The sequence below is a fragment of the Bosea sp. 29B genome, from assembly GCF_902506165.1.
Classification (GTDB): domain Bacteria; phylum Pseudomonadota; class Alphaproteobacteria; order Rhizobiales; family Beijerinckiaceae; genus Allobosea.
Genome location: NZ_LR733817.1, coordinates 3,675,239 through 3,691,915, shown reverse-complemented (window position 1 = coordinate 3,691,915; position 16,677 = coordinate 3,675,239). Strand labels below are relative to the sequence as shown.

At 67.2% G+C, this 16,677-nt stretch carries 17 protein-coding genes; 6 read left to right on the top strand and 11 right to left on the bottom strand.

Features of this window, described 5'->3' with window-relative positions; translation table 11 throughout:
* Positions 1-8: 8 nt before the first annotated feature.
* Positions 9-1,007 (top strand): glycosyltransferase family 2 protein, encoded by a 999-nt coding sequence (locus GV161_RS17865; RefSeq protein WP_152017513.1) that lies wholly within the window; start codon positions 9-11, stop codon positions 1,005-1,007.
* A gap of 97 nt (positions 1,008-1,104) precedes the next feature.
* Entirely contained in the window at positions 1,105-2,631 is a 1,527-nt protein-coding gene (murJ, locus tag GV161_RS17860; RefSeq protein ID WP_152016960.1) for a murein biosynthesis integral membrane protein MurJ, read from the top strand.
* 1 nt (position 2,632) lies between these two features.
* On the opposite strand, the gene GV161_RS17855 is transcribed toward murJ, so the two are convergent.
* From GV161_RS17855 to GV161_RS17840, 4 genes are all read right to left on the bottom strand, one after another.
* Positions 2,633-3,613 carry a nitronate monooxygenase gene (locus tag GV161_RS17855; RefSeq protein WP_152016959.1) on the bottom strand — a complete coding sequence of 327 codons (981 nt, stop codon included), beginning with the start codon at positions 3,611-3,613 and terminating at the stop codon, positions 2,633-2,635.
* A gap of 6 nt (positions 3,614-3,619) precedes the next feature.
* Positions 3,620-4,486, bottom strand: coding sequence for a branched-chain amino acid aminotransferase (locus GV161_RS17850; protein WP_152016958.1), 867 nt, complete (start codon positions 4,484-4,486; stop codon positions 3,620-3,622).
* A 177-nt stretch (positions 4,487-4,663) separates the two neighbouring features.
* Positions 4,664-4,981 (bottom strand): AzlD domain-containing protein, encoded by a 318-nt coding sequence (locus GV161_RS17845; protein ID WP_152016957.1) that lies wholly within the window; start codon positions 4,979-4,981, stop codon positions 4,664-4,666.
* Entirely contained in the window at positions 4,968-5,696 is a 729-nt protein-coding gene (locus GV161_RS17840; RefSeq protein WP_152016956.1) for an AzlC family ABC transporter permease, read from the bottom strand. The genes GV161_RS17845 and GV161_RS17840 overlap by 14 nt, the downstream gene beginning before the upstream one ends.
* A 127-nt stretch (positions 5,697-5,823) precedes the next feature.
* On the opposite strand from GV161_RS17840, the gene GV161_RS17835 reads away from it, so the two are divergent.
* Positions 5,824-6,438 (top strand): 4'-phosphopantetheinyl transferase superfamily protein, encoded by a 615-nt coding sequence (locus GV161_RS17835; protein WP_152016955.1) that lies wholly within the window; start codon positions 5,824-5,826, stop codon positions 6,436-6,438.
* Between the two features lie 4 nt (positions 6,439-6,442).
* Here GV161_RS17835 and GV161_RS17830 read toward each other — a convergent pair whose 3' ends face one another.
* From GV161_RS17830 to pheS, 7 genes are all read right to left on the bottom strand, one after another.
* A complete protein-coding gene (locus tag GV161_RS17830) occupies positions 6,443-7,183 on the bottom strand; it encodes a TerC family protein (protein WP_152016954.1) in 741 nt (246 codons plus the stop codon).
* Positions 7,184-7,202: 19 nt separating this feature from the next.
* Positions 7,203-7,907, bottom strand: a complete 705-nt coding sequence (locus tag GV161_RS17825) for a TerC family protein (RefSeq protein ID WP_244624260.1) — start codon at positions 7,905-7,907, stop codon at positions 7,203-7,205.
* 71 nt (positions 7,908-7,978) lie between these two features.
* Positions 7,979-9,058, bottom strand: coding sequence for a tartrate dehydrogenase (locus tag GV161_RS17820; protein WP_152016953.1), 1,080 nt, complete (start codon positions 9,056-9,058; stop codon positions 7,979-7,981).
* A complete protein-coding gene (locus GV161_RS17815; RefSeq protein WP_152016952.1) occupies positions 9,055-9,957 on the bottom strand; it encodes an alpha/beta hydrolase in 903 nt (300 codons plus the stop codon). The genes GV161_RS17820 and GV161_RS17815 overlap by 4 nt, the downstream gene beginning before the upstream one ends.
* Positions 9,958-10,183: 226 nt before the next feature.
* Positions 10,184-12,607, bottom strand: coding sequence for a phenylalanine--tRNA ligase subunit beta (pheT, locus tag GV161_RS17810; protein WP_152016951.1), 2,424 nt, complete (start codon positions 12,605-12,607; stop codon positions 10,184-10,186).
* Complete coding sequence (locus tag GV161_RS17805) at positions 12,604-13,791, bottom strand: glycosyltransferase (protein WP_152016950.1); 1,188 nt, start codon at positions 13,789-13,791, stop codon at positions 12,604-12,606. The genes pheT and GV161_RS17805 overlap by 4 nt, the downstream gene beginning before the upstream one ends.
* A gap of 22 nt (positions 13,792-13,813) precedes the next feature.
* Entirely contained in the window at positions 13,814-14,896 is a 1,083-nt protein-coding gene (gene pheS / locus GV161_RS17800; protein ID WP_152016949.1) for a phenylalanine--tRNA ligase subunit alpha, read from the bottom strand.
* On the opposite strand from pheS, the gene GV161_RS17795 reads away from it, so the two are divergent.
* From GV161_RS17795 to GV161_RS17785, 3 genes are read left to right on the top strand one after another with little or no spacing between them, the layout of a single operon-like run.
* Positions 14,886-15,476 carry a hypothetical protein gene (locus tag GV161_RS17795; protein WP_152016948.1) on the top strand — a complete coding sequence of 197 codons (591 nt, stop codon included), beginning with the start codon at positions 14,886-14,888 and terminating at the stop codon, positions 15,474-15,476. The genes pheS and GV161_RS17795 overlap by 11 nt on opposite strands.
* 4 nt (positions 15,477-15,480) lie before the next feature.
* Positions 15,481-15,996: a hypothetical protein gene (locus GV161_RS17790; protein ID WP_152016947.1), complete on the top strand. Its 516-nt coding sequence runs from the start codon at positions 15,481-15,483 to the stop codon at positions 15,994-15,996.
* Complete coding sequence (locus GV161_RS17785) at positions 15,993-16,613, top strand: SCO family protein (RefSeq protein WP_159650287.1); 621 nt, start codon at positions 15,993-15,995, stop codon at positions 16,611-16,613. Before GV161_RS17790 ends, GV161_RS17785 begins: the two co-directional genes overlap by 4 nt.
* Positions 16,614-16,677: the final 64 nt, after the last annotated feature.

The following is a 16,677-nucleotide window of genomic DNA, read 5'->3' as shown; positions in this document are numbered from 1 at the left end:
CCACCACGATGCCGGCCCTCGCTCCGCGGCCGGAGCTCTCGATCGTGGTGCCGGTCTACAACGAGGCCGACAATCTCGCGCCGCTGATCGCACGGCTCGAGCCGATCCTCGACGCTAATGCCGCCTCCTGGGAGATCGTCTGCGTCGACGATGGCAGCCGCGACGGCACGCTGGCGGCGCTACGGGCCCTCAACGCGCAGGACAGCCGGATCCATGCCATCTCCTTCAGCCGCAATTTCGGCAAGGAGGTCGCGATCGCCGCCGGGCTCGACCATGCCAATGGCGACGCCGTGGTGATCATGGATGCCGACCTGCAGCATCCGCCGGAGGTGATCCCCGCCTTCCTGGCGAAATGGCGCGAGGGTTTCCTCAATGTCTACGGCCAGCGCACCGACCGCGAAGGCGAGAGCCCGCTGAAGCGCAATTTCGCCAAGGCCTTCTACAAGCTCTTCGCCAGCTTCGGCGAGACCGAATTGCCGGAAGGGGCCGGCGACTTCCGACTGCTCGACCGGCGCGTGGTCGAGGCGCTGCGGGCTCTGCCCGAACGGGCGCGCTTCTCGAAGGGTCTCTATGCCTGGGTCGGCTTCCCGGCGACGGGCGTGCCCTTCGCGGTCGCCGACCGTGCCCATGGCGAGAGCAAGTTCCGCTTCCGCAAGCTGTTCAGCTTCGCCTTCGATGGAATCTCCTCATTCTCGACCGTGCCGCTGAAGATTGCGACCTGGCTCGGCGTGCTGATCGCTATCGTCGCGACCCTGACCGGCCTGTATTTCATGGTCCGGACGCTGCTCTTCGGTACCGACCTGCCGGGCTTTCCCTCGCTGATCGTCTCGATCATGTTCTTCTCCGGCATCCAGCTGATCTCGCTCGGGATGATCGGCGAATATGTCGGGCGCATCTTCGCCGAGGTGAAGCGCCGGCCGCTCTATCTGGTCGGCGAGCGGGTTGGATTCGACAAGCACGACAACGCCCATCCGCGCGGCAATGTGCTGCCGCCGGGGATCGGGTAGGCGTCATAGCGAGTCCGGTGCTGGACCATCTCCCGCGACGCAGCTATGCGGCTACCTGCAAAGGAGACTGCCGACCGTGGCGGGCCCGAGTGGCGCGATGCTGAGAAAGATCCTCTCCGTCAGCGGCTTCACGCTGCTCTCGCGGCTGTCCGGTTTCCTCCGCGACACCGTGCTCGCGGCGACGCTCGGCGTGAGCGGGCTGATGGACGCCTTCTCGGTGGCCTTGCGCCTGCCGAATCATTTCCGCGCCATTTTCGGCGAAGGCGCCTTCAACCAGGCCTACATCCCGGCCTATAGCCGCATCCGCGAGCAGTCTGGCGAAGCCGCCGCGGCACAGTTCTCGAACCGCGTCTTCTCGCTCAACCTCATCGTCCAGATCGTCCTGGCGGGGCTCGCCATCCCGTTCATGCCGGAGCTGGTCCGGCTGCTGGCGCCTGGCTTCGCTGGCGATCCCGTGCGCTTCGACCTTGCGGTGACGCTGACGCGGATCACCTTCCCCTATCTGCTCTTCGTCACGCTGGTGACGCTGCTCTCGGCCAATCTCAATGCCGTCGACCGCTTCGCGGCGGCGGCGGCCGCGCCGATCCTGCTGAATATCTGCCTGATCGGGGCGCTCTTCGTCGCCTTCCTGTTCCCGAGCGCGGCCCATGCCGCCGCCTGGGGCGTCGCCGTCGCCGGCGTGCTGGAATGGCTGCTGCTCTGGATCGCGGCGCGGCAGGCAGGTGTCTCGGCGGCGCTGACCCGGCCGCGCCTCGATGGTGAGGTCAGGGGCTTCTTCAAGGCCTTCGGACCGGCGGTGATCGGCTCGGCCGGCGTGCAGATCGCCCTCTTCGCCGACACGATCATCGCGTCGCTGCTGCCGGCCGGCGCCTATTCGGCGCTGTACTATGCCGAGCGCCTCTACCAATTGCCGCTCGGCGTGATCGCGATCGGCGTCGGCACCGTGCTGCTGCCGACGATGAGCCGCGCCATCGCCAACGGCAACGAAGCCAAAGCGGAGGCGGCGCAGAACCGCGCGATCGCGCTCACCCTCGTCGCGGCCGCGCCTTTCGCCGCCGCCTTCCTCGCCATCCCCGAGCTGATCGTCGCGGCGTTGTTCGAGCGCGGCCGCTTCGACGATGCGGCGACGCAGGCTGCAGGGGCCGTGCTGTTCGCCTATGCGATCGGCCTGCCGGCGATCGTGCTGATCCGGGCCCAGGTCTCGAGCTTCCAGGCACGCGGCGACACGACTACACCAATGCTGGTCTCGCTCGCCGCCATCGCCGCCAATGTCGGGCTGAAGCTGCTGCTCTGGAAGAGCCATGGCGCACCGGGCCTTGCCTTCGCCACCGCTTGCGGCGCCTGGATCAATCTCGGCGCGCTCTATGGCCTGGCCCTGAAGCGCGGCTGGACGAATCCCGATCGTGCCCTGCCGCTGCTGATCATCATCGTCGGCGTCGCTGCCGGCTTTGCCGCGCTGGTCGCCCGTTTGCTGGCCGAACCGCTCTATGGACTGCTGATCCGGTTCCCTTACGAACCGCGGCTGATTGCGCTCGCCATCCTCAGCCTGGTGGCTACCGGCATCTATGGCGTGGTGGCGCTCGGTGGGCTGAGGTCGGCCGGGCTGTGGCGACTGCTGCGCTAATTCAGCCTGCGATCAGTCTCGCGCCAGCTTTCAGTTGGCCGGCCGCCTCGTCGACCATGCGCGCGACGATCTCGCCCGCCGACGAGATATCCGAGATCAGACCTGCCGCCTCGCCGAAGACCACTGCCGCCCTGTCCGGATCGCCCGCCATGAAGGCTTCGCGGTAGGCCGGCGCTTCATCCTCGATCGCAGCTCGCAGTTCAGCCTCGCGGTCGCGCCATGTCGCGATGAAGGCGTTGTCACTGACGCGGATGTCGAAAGGCTTTGGCCAGTCGAGCCGGCGGGCGATGTCGGGCAGCGCCGAGCGCACCGTCTGGTCGCCTGTCGCCGCGACCGCCGCCGCGTGATGGTTGGGATGGACCAGCGCCTCGCGGCTCGCCCAAAAGCGCGTGCCGACCAGGACGCCGTCGGCCCCCAACATCAGCGCCGCGGCAAGACCGCGCCCATCGGCGACACCGCCGGCGGCAAGCAGCAGAGTGTCTGGACTTTCACGCGCCAAGAGGTCGGCGACCTCCGGCACGAGCGGGAGGGTGCCGCGGCTATGGCCATGGCCGCCGGCCTCGGCGCCCTGCGCGACGATGATCGCCGCACCTGCCTCGAGCGCAGTGCGGACATGGGCAAGGCTCTGGCACTGGCAGATCAGCGGCACACTGGCCGCAGCGATCTCGCCGGCGAAAGGCGTGGGATCGCCGAAAGAGAGCATCAACGCCGCCGGTCGATGCGCCAGCACCTCGCCCAGCAGATGCGGTTGCTTCGCCAGCGACCAGGTGATGAAGCCGCAGCCGGTGCGGGTGTTGCCGGCAGCGGCGTATTGCGTCACGAGCCAGCCGCTGTCGCCATAGCCGCCGCCGATCAGGCCAAGGCCGCCGGCGCGAGTCACTGCGGCGGCGAGCGCCCCACCGCCCGCCAGAGCCATCGGCGCCGACAGGATCGGATGGTCGATCCCCAGGCGCTCGGTCAGGCGGGTGGCGAGCCGGGCCATCTGGCCTCAGGCGCCCTTGCTGTGGGCGAAGTCCATGTAGAGCTCGCGGGCCTTGCGGAACATCGGGCCGGGCTGCAATTCGCGATCGTCGATCTTGTAGATCGGGATCACCTTCGAGTAGTTGCCGGTCGAGAAGATCTCGTCGGACTGCTCGAAATCCTCATAGCGCAGCGTCGTCTCCTCGACGGTGACGCCGGCCTGGCGCAAGAGGCCGATGGTGCGCTGGCGGGTAATGCCGTTCAGGAAGGTGCCGTTCGGGGCCGGCGTCTTCACCACGCCGTCCTTGGCGAGGAAGATGTTGGAGGTGCCGGTCTCCGCGACATTGCCGAGCATGTCGAGCACGAGGGCGTTGTCGAAGCCCCTGCCCTTGGCCTCACGCAGGACGCGGGCATTGTTTGGGTAGAGACAGCCGGCCTTGGCGTCGGTCGGCGCATTTTCCAGGGTCGGGCGACGGAAGGCGCCCTTGGTCACCGAGAAGCCCTTGCCGGGATCGCCCATCGCCGCCTCGAACAGGCAGAGCGCGAACTGGGTCGACTCGGGGTCGCCGATGATGGTCGACGGGCCGTCGGCCTCGGCCCAGTACATCGGCTTGATGTAGAGCGCGGCGCCGCCAGTGAATTTCTTCACGCCTTCGGCGGCCTTGGCGACGATCTCCTCGGCCGACATGGTCGGCTTCAGGCCGAGCGCGAGAGCGGAGCGGTTCACGCGGGCGGCATGCCGGTCGAGATCGGGCGAGACGCCGTCGAAATGGCGGGCGCCGTCGAAGACCTGGGAGGCCTGCCAGGCGGCGTGGGTGCGCGGGCCCATGATGCCGGGGTTACCCTCGCGCCACTCTCCGTCGAACCAGGTCCATGTCTGCGAATACCAGGCCATCATGCGCTCCGATCGGTGAGAGTTTCTGGCCGGCACCGTCTGCCGCAGGCAGGACGACGTCAACATGCCGGCCGCATGCCGACGAACGATTGCTGTGATGGATGCGATCGTAGCCGGTGATGGATCGCGGCGGCAGGCGCAGCTTCGCTCACAGGCCTGCGCGATCGCGCCCAGGCCTCAAAAGCCTGCTGCCCGCATCAGCGAGACGACCAGCATGCCGGTCACGAGCGCCAGCAGTTCGCTGCGCCTGATCACCATGCTGGCGATCGCCGCCAGCAAAGCGAGTCCGGCAGCGAGGCCGAGCCGCTCGATCAGCGGCAGGACGGTCGCGACCACGATCGAGCCCGGCAGGGCGGCAAGCCCGCGCCGCACCCGCGGTGTCAGCGGGATGAAGCTCATCAGGACGACGCCGGAGATGCGGCAGAGATAGGTTGCCAGCGCCATGCCGAGGATGGCGAGATAGGGGCCCCAGCTTCCGGGTTCAGGCAGGGTCATCGAGCAAGGCTCCCGCCACGGCGCCGGAGAGCGCGCCGACGATGATGAAGGCATAGCCGTCGACCAGCCGTGCGGTGACCAGCGCGACGATGCCGGCGATGATCCAGGGCAGCGCCGCGCGCTTGCCGCGCCAGAGCGGCACGATCATCGCCGCGAAGAAGATCGGCATGACCATGTCGATCCCGTATTTGCGGGGGTCGGCGACGAGGGTGCCGAGGAGGTAGCCAGGGATCGTCATGGCGACCCAGAGGACCCAGAGCGCAAGGCCGGCGCCAAGCACGACACCGACGTCACGTCCGCCCTCGCCATGATAGCGCGTGCCGACCAGCCAGTTGGCATCGGTGAAGAAGGAGAGCTGGAAGGCGGTCACGAACCAGGGATAGCGCGAGAACCAGGGCTGCAGCGACGCCGCCTGCAGGATGGTGCGGGCGTTGACCGTCGCCGTCACGAAGGCGAGCGCGACGATCGCGCCCCAGGTCCATTCCGGCCGCCAGAGCTCCATCGCGACGAGCTGCGAGACGCCGGCATAGACCAGCGCGCTCATCAGCACCGCCTCGAACAGGCTGAGGCCCTTGGCCGAGGCGGCAGCACCGAAGGCGACGGCGAAGACGACGACGCCTGGCATCAGCACGGAGACGCGGCGCAGGCCGAGCCGCATGCCGGCAAGGGTGAGCTGGGCCGCAGGTTGCGGCTCGGAGTTGTCGTCGGAAGGCATGCGTCCTCGAACCGGTTTCATGGGCTCACGTCAACGCCTTGCAAGCTCCGGGCCTCCATGAGCGTCGCGCAAGGCAAGCCAAAGCCGTGTGCTTCCGGGGCGCGACAGCGTGCACTAGCATCGTGACATGCTCTGGCTCTCCTCCATCGATCAGACTGCTCCTGCCCTGCCAGCGGCCTGGCTGATCGCGACACAAGCGCGGCCCGCCAATCTGCCGGAGCGCTCGGAGTTGCGGCGTTCGCTGGCCCGCAAGGTTCTGGCGCACCAACTCGGTCTAAAGGAGGATGCTGTCGAGATCGGGCATGAGCCGGCGGGACGCCCGCTCATCCTTCGCCCGCGCGGCACCGGTCTGCACCTGTCGCTGGCGACACGCTCGGGTCTCGTCGCGATTGCACTGGCGCACGGGCCGGTCGGTGTCGATGTCGAGCAGGTCGCCCCCGCAAGCGAGCCGCCGCTCGCCGCGCTGCATCCGCAAGAGCGGCGCTGGCTGGAGGGTTTGCCCGCCTTTGCCCGGCCGCCGGCCTTCGCCCAGCTCTGGAGCGCCAAGGAAGCCTATGTGAAAGCACTCGGGGTCGGCTTCGCCCGCGCACCCGAGAGCTTCGCAGTCCGCCTCGATAACGCCGAACGTTTCGCCGTGACCGACGAGCAGACCAACCGCACCGCAAGCGGTTTGGTCCGGCTCATGAAAAACGGCGGCCATGAGAGCATGGCCGCCGCGTTCATTGTTCTCGATCGAGCCTGATCTTTCAGCCCGGCTGGTCGACCGGCTTCTTCTTCAGCGCATAACCGACGACGACGACGAACAGAGCGCCGAGAGCGGCGGCCGCGTAGTGCGGCATGCTCGCAGGCGCAAGCCCGACCGGATTGACGTCGAGCGGCACCGTGACGACCCAACTCGGGACCACCGTCATCAGCCAGCGCAGCACAGCAGCATCGCCGAGGATCATCTCCGCCGCGATCCAGCCGAGCAGGGCTGCGCCGAGCCAGACGATAATCGGATAGCGCTCGATGATCTTGGTCAGGAGCTGGGCGCCCATGATGATCAGCGGGATCGTCAGCAGCAGGCCGAAGATGAAGAGCTCGGCATGGCCGCGCGACGCAGCCGCGATGGCGACGACGTTGTCGAGACTCATCACCGCATCGGCGATGGCGATGGTGCGGACGGCACGCCAAAGATTGTCGCTGGCTTCGATATCGCTATGAGCTTCCTCCTCGCCCATGGCGAGCTTGATCGCGATCCAGAACAGCAGGACGCCACCGACGACCTTGAGAAAAGGCACTGCCAGCAGATAGCTGACGACCAGCGCGAAGATGATGCGCAGGCCGACGGCAGCGCCGGCGCCAAGCCAGATGCCGAGCTTGCGCCGGTTTTCGGGCAGCGAGCGGCAGGCGAGCGCGATGACGACCGCGTTGTCGCCCGAGAGCAGGAGGTCGATCCAGATGATCTGAAGAAGCGACACCCAGAAGGTCGATGACGAGAAATCCATAGGTCGGTCAGTCCCTGTGTCAGAGGGCCGGATCTGGCCGGCGATGCTTGAGGAAATAGCCGAGACCGAGCACCAGCACGGCGCCCAGGATCGCGGCGGGATATTCGAGCTGGTGCGCCAGCGTCTCGCCGAGCTTGCCGATCAGCCAGGGATCGGTCTCGAACATCTCGCCCGCGACCCAGCCGAGCAGGCCGGCACCAGCCCAGACCAGGATCGGGAAGCGGGTCAGCAGCGAGGTGATCAGCGAGGCGCCGAGCACGATCAGCGGGATCGAGATGATCAGGCCGCCGACCAGCAGCGGGATCGAGTCCTTGGCGACCGCCGCGATGGCGAGCACGTTGTCGAGGCTCATGACGATGTCGGCGATGGCGACGGTCTGCACCGCCTTCCAGAGCTTGCTGCTGGCGGCGACCGCGTTCTCGTCGCTCTCGCCGTCTTCGATGATCAGCTTGACCGCGATCCAGACGAGCAGCAGCGCACCGACGATGTGCAGGAACGGCATGTTGAGGAGGGAGGCGATCAGCACAGTGAAGACGACGCGCAGCAGCACGGCGACGCCGGCGCCAAGCGCGATGCCCTTGGCGCGCTGCTCGGGGGCGAGCGCCCGGCAGGCGAGCGCGATCACCACCGCATTGTCACCCGACAGCACGATGTTGAGCGCGATGATCTCGAAGAGCTTGCCCCAGAGCGCCGGGTCGAGCAGTGAGAATGTCAGATCGGGCACCTTATCCCCCTCCTTTAGTCTTACGTCTTTTCGGCGCCGACCACTGCTTGTGGTCAGCGCCAGCGTCGTCGTCAACCCAGCGCCTGCTCGATCGCCTTGCCGGCAGCCTCAGTCTTTAGGCTACCGCCGAGATCGCGCGTGCGGGTACGGGCATCGCCGAGCGCGCGCTCGATCGCCGCCTCGATCGCCTTGGCCGCCTCGTGCTCGCCGAGATGATCGAGCATCATCGCCCCCGACCAGATCTGGCCGACCGGATTGGCGATGCCCTGCCCGGCGATGTCCGGCGCCGAACCGTGCACGGGTTCGAACAAGGACGGGAATTCGCCGGTCGGGTTGATGTTCCCCGACGGGGCGATGCCGATCGTGCCGGTGCAGGCCGGGCCGAGATCGGAGAGGATGTCGCCAAACAGGTTCGAGGCGACGACCACGTCGAAGCGATCGGGATTGAGCACGAAATGCGCGGTCAGGATATCGATATGGTACTGGTCGACGGCGACGTCCGGATAGTTCTTGGCCATCTCCTTCACCCGCTCGTCCCAGTACGGCATGGTGATCGAGATACCGTTCGACTTGGTCGCCGAGGTCAGCTTCTTGCGCGGCCGGCGCTGCGCCAGCTCGAAGGCATATTTCAGCACGCGGTCGACGCCGACGCGGCTCATCACCGTCTCCTGGATGACGATCTCGCGCTCGGTGCCCCCATACATCCGCCCGCCGACCGAGGAGTACTCGCCCTCGGTGTTCTCGCGCACGACGAAGAAGTCGATATCGCCCGGCTTGCGGCCGACCAGCGGGCCGGGCACGCCCGGCATCAGGCGAACGGGCCGCAGGTTGACGTACTGGTCGAACTCGCGGCGGAACAGCAGCAGCGAGCCCCAGAGCGAGATGTGGTCCGGCACCTGGGCGGGCATGCCGACGGCGCCGAAGAAGATCGCGTCATGGCCGCCGATCTTCTCCTTCCAGTCGTCCGGCAGCATCTTGCCGTGCTTGGCGTAGTAGTCGCAGGAGGAGAAATCGAACTCGTCGAGCTGGATCTCGAAACCGTACTTCTTCGCGGCCGCCTCGAGCACGCGCAGGCCCTCGGGCATGACCTCCTTGCCGATGCCGTCACCGGCGATGGCGGCGATGCGGTAGACGCGATTGGTGCGGCTCATGTGTTCTCTCCGAAGAAGGCCGAGAATTCGGCGACGACGAGATCGGGGATCTCCTCCGCCAGATAATGCCCGCCCGGCAGGGCCCGGCCTTGGACGTTTTCCGCGCGCTCGCGCCAGAGCGCCAGCACATCGAAGCATTTTCCGACGGCGCCGCGATCGCCCCACAGCGCCAGCAGCGGGCACGAGACCTTCCTGCCGGCGTCGGCATCGTCATGGGCGATGTCGATCGTCGCCGCGGCTCGGTAATCCTCGCAGCTGGCATGGATCATCGCGGGATCGCGGAAACAGCGCAGATATTCGGCGAGCGCCGCCGGCTCGAACAGCCTCATGTCCGAGGCGCGCCGGCTGGTCCAATAGAACTCGGGATCGGCGCCGATCATGCGCTCCGGCATCGGTGCCGGCTGGATCAGGAAGAACCAGTGCCAATAGGCGCGGGCGAAGGCGTCGGTGGTGTCGCGATACATCTCGCGCGTCGGCGCGATGTCGAGCGTCGCCAGCTTCAACACCCGCCCGCCATGGTCGAGCGCCAGCCGATGCGCGACGCGGGCGCCGCGATCATGCGAGCCGACGAAAAAGCGCTCATGGCCGAGCGCGCTCATGACCTCGGCCATATCCTGCGCCATGGCGCGCTTGGAATAAGGCGCATGATCAGCCGCGCTCGGCGGCTTCTGCGAATCGCCGTAGCCGCGCAGATCCGGGCAGACCAGTGTGAAGCGCTGCGCCAGTTGCGGAGCCACGCGCCGCCACATGATGTGCGTCTGGGGATAGCCGTGGAGCAGCAGGAGCGGAGGCCCCTCCCCGCCGGTGCGAACGCGGATGCGCGCACCTGACGTCGTGACGTCGAGCAGCTGGAAACCGGGGAACAGATCGTCCGCGACAGGGAGCTCGACCAGCGACATCAGGCCTCTCAGATTGCAACAATCAGAGCCGATACCCGGATTTTCAAACGATTTCGTGCGCCGATTATTTCATAATTCTGGTCAATAACGGGAGCGGCGCTGGCTGCCCCCGGACGTCATTCTCCGGCGAAGCGAAGCGCAGACCCGGGAATTTCATGACGAAAAGGCGCTGGAAGGCGCCTCTTCCGGTCTGAGATGGTCGGCTCAAGGCCGACCATGACGTTCCTTACCCGCGCAGCACCGCGCCGTAGCGCTTGCTCATCTCGGCAACAATCTTGGCCGCGACGGCCTCGATCTCGGTGTCGGTCAGCGTCTTCTGCGTCGGCTGCAAGGTCACCGCCAGCGCCACCGACTTCTTGCCCGGCTCGACGCCCGTGCCCTCGTAGAGGTCGAAGACGCCGACATCCGAGACCAGCGCCCGATCGGCATTCTGGGCGCTCTTGGCCATCTCGCCGGCCGCCACCGCCTTGTCGACGATGAAGGCGAAATCGCGCGTCACCGGCTGGAAGTCGGAGAGCGCCAGCTTTGGCTTGACCTTGGTCGGCTTGTATTTGGGCAGGGGCAGCGCATCGAGATGGATCTCGAAGGCGACCAGCGGGCCCTTGACGTCGAGCGCCTTGAGCACGCGCGGGTGAACCTCGCCGAAAGCGCCGATCACGACCTTGGGACCGAACTGCAGCGTGGCCGAGCGGCCGGGATGAGCCCAGGCCGGGCCACCGGCGACGATCTGCAGACCGCCGACCGGCACGCCGAGGCCGGAGAGCAGGCCGAACACGTCAGCCTTGGCATCGAAGGCGTCGACCGGCTTGGCGCCGCCGTCCCAATGGCGGCCGGCCCCCTCGAGCCTGGCCGTGCCGCGGCGAAGGCCGGCGGCGGCAATGAGCTGGCCCTCCGGCTCGTCGCTCTGGAAGACTTGGCCGACCTCGAACAGGGCGACGTCACTGAACCCGCGGTCGGCATTGGCCTGCGCCGAGCGGATCAGCCCCGGCAGCAGCGAGGGCCGCATGTCGGAGAGATCGGCCGCGATCGGGTTGGCGAGCACGAGCTTGCGCGAGCCGCCGCCGAAGAGCTTGGCGGCATCATGCGAGATGAAGGACCAGGTCACCGCCTCGACCAGGCCGCGGCTGGCGAGCAGGCGCTTCGCCGCGCGGGTGCGCTTCTGCAGCACGGTCAGCACCGGCTTGATCACCTCGCCCTTGATGCGCGGCAGCGGCGCCGGAGCGACGCGGTCGAGCCCGGCGATGCGCAGAATCTCCTCGACCAGATCGGCCTTGCCCTCGACATCGGCGCGCCAGGACGGCGGCGCGACCTTGACGCGGTCACCGGCGCCCGAGACGTGGAAACCGAGCGAGGTCAGCGCCAGCTTCATCTCGACCACGGGCAGGTCTAGCCCGGTCAGGCGCTTGACCTCGGACCAGGGGAAGTCGATGGCGCCGGGGCTGTCGGGCAGGTCGCCGGCGACGACGACCTCGGAGGGCTCGCCGCCGCAGAGCGAGATGATCATCTGCGTCGCCATGTCGAGGCCGGGACGGGTGAAGTCCGGATCGATGCCGCGCTCGTTGCGGTAGCGGGCATCGGAGTTGATGCCGAGCGCACGGCCGGTGCGGGCGATGTTGAGCGTGTTCCACACCGCGCTTTCGACCAGCACGTCGGTGGTGGTCTCGTCGCAGCCGGAATGCTCGCCGCCCATCACACCGGCGATCGATTCGACGCCGTTGTCGTCGGCGATCGCGACCATGTCGGAGGTCAGCGCATAGGTCCTGCCGTCGAGCGCCAGCACCTCCTCGCCATCCCTGGCGCGGCGGACGACGAGGTCACCCTTGACCTTGGCGGCGTCGAAGACGTGCAGCGGCCGGTTGCGGTCGAAGGTCATGAAGTTGGTGATGTCGACCAGCGCATTGATGGGGCGCAGGCCGATGGCGCGCAGGCGCGCCTGCAGCCATTCCGGCGACGGGCCGTTCTTGACGCCGCGCACCAGCCTGAGCGCGAAGACCGGGCAGAGATTGCGGTCTTCCTCGGCGAAATCGAGCTTGAGCGCGACCGGGCATGGGAAGGCGCCGCGCACCGGCTGGACCGGCGTGGTCTTAATCGTGCCGAGGCCGGCGGCGGCGAGGTCGCGGGCGACGCCGGCGACACCGAGCGCATCGGCGCGGTTCGGCGTCACCGCGATCTCGATCACGGCATCGTCGAGGCCGGCATAGGTCGCATAGGGCTGGCCGAGCGGCGCGTCCTCAGGCAAATCGAGGATGCCGTCATGGTCCTCGGAGATCTGCAACTCGGCGGCCGAGCAGAGCATGCCGTTCGAGTCGACGCCGCGGATCACGCCCTTGCCGAGGGTGATGTCCTTGCCCGGGATATAGGTGCCGGGCGGTGAGAACACGCTCTTCATGCCGGTGCGGGCATTGGGCGCGCCGCAGACGACCTGGACCGGCTCGCCCGAGCCGGTGTCGACCATGCAGACGCGCAGCCGGTCGGCATTCGGGTGCTGCTTCGCCTCGATGACATAGGCGATGGTGAAGGCACTGAGCGCCTTGGCCTTGTCCTCGACGCTTTCGACCTCAAGGCCGACACGCGTGAGCGTCTCGGTGATGGTGTCGAGCGTGTCGGTGGTGTCGAGATGCTCTTTGAGCCAGGAGAGGGTGAACTTCATGGTCTTCCGTCGCTACGCATATTGACCGCCGAGAGCGCCGGGACGGCTTGATTGAGCTCGTCCTCGCCATCGGCCTTGATCTTCATGGCATTGCCGCGCCAGCTGACTTCGCGCGCGACGAAGGCATAGGCCCAGATGCCGGGGAAAGCGAGATCGCGCGCCAGATAGGCGAGCGGGGTGCGCCAGTTCACGAACCAGCCGACGCCCCTGGCCAGCACAATCTCGCCGGCATACCAGAGCGCCAGCACGGCGAGCACGCCCTGCCAGGCGGAAAAGCCGAAGGCCGGTGCGCCGAAGGCGGCAAGCACGGCCGGCACCAGCGGGCCGACCAGGATCTCCGGCGCGAAGAAAGGCAGGAAGGTGACGCGGCGCAGGCGCGCCCAGCGGAACTGGCGCTGGACGACGTCGCGCAGGTTGCGCGGCCCGAGTGGCTGCTCGAAGGGCTGGCCGACGAGATGGACGCGCTTGCCGGCCTTGCGCACCAGCTTGGTCGCAGCCGCATCCTCGGCGATCTCGGCGGCCAGCGCGGCGATGCCGCCATTGGCGTCGAGAAAGGGCTTGTTCCAGAGCATCGACTTGCCTTGGGCGAACCCGAAACCGAGCGCCTCGCCGGCATATTGCCAGCGCGCCTGGAAGGTATTGAGGAAGGCGCACTCGACCTCGGCGCCGAAGCAGCCTGGCCGCGAGCCGGCCGGCGTCGAGCAGACAAGGCCGGTGTCTTCGCGCCAGGAGGCCATCAGCCGCTGGGCATAGTCCTTCGGCATCAGCACGTTGGAATCGGCGAGGACGACCCAGTCGTGACGCGCCGCCTCCCAGCCCTTGATGCAGTTGTTGAGCTTGGGATTGGCGCTGACGGCGACATCGCCGACGATCAGGCGGACGCGATCAGCGCCATAGACCCCGATCAGTTCCTCGATCAGCGGCACGATCGGATCATGGCCGTCGGCGACGCAGAAGATCGTTTCATAGACCGGGTAATCCAGCTCGAGGCCGGAGGTCAGCGTCTCCCGGCTGAAGGTCTCGATGCCGCGCACCGGACGCACGATCGTCACCGGCGGCGCGAGCTTCTGCAGGCGCGACGGTGCCTGCTTGCGGCGCAGGCGCACGAAGGCGACGGCCAAGCACAGCAGATTGGCGGCGACCATCAGCGCCGCGATCAGCCCAGCCCATTGCGCGCCGTTCATGCGTCTCCCCTCAGGGTGAGGTTTAAGAGGTCAACCCGCCGGTCAGGGTCGGCAGGTCGAGCGGGCGGAAGCCGTAATGCGACAGCCAGCGGACATCCGCCTCGAAGAACGGCCGCAGGTCCGGCATGCCGTATTTCAGCATGGCGATGCGATCGATGCCCATGCCCCAGGCGAAGCCCTGGTAGACGTCCGGGTCGAGCCCGCAATTCCTGAGCACGTTCGGATGGACCATGCCGCAGCCGAGAATCTCGAGCCAGTCCTCGCCCTCGCCGAAGCGGATCTCACCGTCCTTGCGCGAGCACTGGATGTCGACCTCGGCCGAGGGCTCGGTGAACGGGAAGAAGGACGGGCGGAAGCGCATCTTGACGCCCTCGACCTCGAAGAACGCCTTGCAGAACTCCTCCAGCACCCATTTCATGTGGCCAAAATGGGTCTTCTTGTCGATGACGAGGCCCTCGACCTGATGGAACATCGGCGTGTGGGTCTGGTCGGAATCCATGCGGTAGGTCCGGCCCGGGCAGATCACCCGGATCGGCGGCTCCTGCGACATCATCGTGCGCACCTGGACCGGTGAGGTATGGGTGCGCAGCAGCTTGCGCTCGCCATTTGCATCCGGCGCGAAGAAGAAGGTGTCGTGCATCTCGCGGGCGGGATGGCCGACCGGGAAGTTCAGCTTGGTGAAGTTGAGATCGTCGGTCTCGACGTCCGGGCCTTCGGCGACCGAGAAACCCATGTCGCCGAAGATCGCGGTGATCTCGTCGATGACCTGGCTGATCGGGTGGATGCGCCCGCGCGCCTCCGGGCCCTCGCGCACCGGCAGCGAGATGTCGAGCCGCTCGCTCGCGAGCCGCGCTTCCAGCGCCGCCTCGCCGAGCGCGTCCTTGCGGGCGGCAAGCGCCTGCTGGACGACATCGCGCAGGCCGTTGATGCGCGGCCCCTGCTCCTTGCGCTCCTCGGGCGTCATCGCGCCGAGCGTCTTCAGCAGGGCCGAAACCGAGCCGGACTTGCCGAGCGCCGCGATGCGCAATTGCTCCAGCGCCGTTTCGTCGCCGGCCGCCTCGATCTCACCGACAAGTGAATCGCGAAGAGTGTCGATGTCGTTCATGCCTGCTCTGGTCCGTTTGCGAGGCATCTTCTATGGTGTCGGCGGCGGAGAGGCTAGGGGCAATCGTGCTGGCAAAGCATCTCGCCAGCACGGAAATGCCACCCGAAATCCGGGATCGCGTGCAAAGATGACAATCTTGTCTCAAGCTCGGCGGCGCGTGCTTCTTTCCACGGCTTTTGCCGGCCTATTCGCTGCCGCATCACCGGCATCCGCCCAGCAGAGCGGCCAGCGCGTCACAATCACCGGCGAGATCAGCGACAGCTGGTGCACGATCAGCGGCCTGATGTTCGCCAGGGGCACGGCACATCATCAATGTGCGATCTGGTGCGCGCTCGGCGGCATTCCGGTCGCGATCCGCGACGCCGGCGGCAATCTCTACCTGATCCTGAAGATCGGCGACGACGAGGACAGCGCCGGAAATCCGCGCGTGGCAAAGATGGCGACGCACGAGGTCACGGTCGATGGCGAGCTGCTGGAGCGCGACGGGGTGAAGTACCTGCTGGTCGATCGCATCGCCGACGACAAGGGCGTCATCAACATGACGCAGGAGGAACACGGCATCCAGCCGTTCGGGAACTGAAGCCATGCGCGGCAGCCTCAAGGCACTGATCATCGCTGCGGGCCTGGCTACCGGCCCCGCCCTCGCTGCAGAGCCCTGGAACATCCCTCATGAGAAGCAGGCCGTACTGAAGGGCCGCGTCGTCGATGCGCTCTGCCAGCTCAAGGGCCGCTGTGCGCCCGATTGCGGCGGCGGCAAACGGCAACTGGGTCTGCTGCTCGCCGACGGCACATTCAGGCTGGTGGCGAAATCGAACATCGATTTCGCCGGGGCGACCAGCGACCTTGCACCCTATTGCGGCCGCGAGATCGAGGCCGACGGCCTGCTGATCGAGAACCCAGCGGTGACCCTGTTCTTCGTCCAGCGTCTGCGCGAGAACGCCGGGCAGGACTGGATCGCGGCCGAGCGTTTCAAGACCGAGTTCGAGGCGAAGAACGGCAAGGCCGAGGAATGGTGGCGCGCCGATCCGGAGGCCAACCGGATCATCGCCGCGGACGGGCCGTTCGGCATCAAGGGTCTCCAGCCGAAACCGAAGCCGTGAGCGCACGTATTACACGCCGAAACCTCTTCGTCGGGCTGGGCATGACGCTGACGACGAGAGCCTTCGGCCACGACCACAAGGCGGCGCCCGCCTCCCCGACCGCAAGCGCAGCGCCCGATCCGCTGGCGGCGCAGTTCGGCGGCCCGTTCGCGCTGACCGACCACACCGGCAAGCGCGTCACCGACGCCGACTTCCGCGGCCGCTTCATGCTGGTCTATTTCGGCTTCACCCACTGCACCGACACCTGCCCCGTCGACCTGCCGGTGATCGCCGGAGCCCTCGATGGGCTCGGCCTGCTCGCCGAAAGGATCACGCCGCTGTTCATCAGCGTCGATCCTATCAACGACACGCCTGCCGTGATGGCCACCTACGTCGCCAACTTCCACCCACGGCTGATCGGACTATCCGGCAGCGAAGTCGAGGTCGCCGCCGCCGCGAAGGCCTACAAGGTTCACCGCCGCAAGCTGACGCAGGCGCATCACGGCCTTGGCGAATACACGATCGACCATGGCTCGCTGACCTATCTGATGGGTCCCGATGGCCGCTTCCTGACTTTGCTGCCGCACGGGACCTCGCCGGAGCGCATGACGGCGGTGCTGCGCAAATACCTGTCGTGATCGCACGGAATTGGGCCAGATAGAGCCGATTGAGTCGGCGCGTTCCCGATCCTTCGACCACACC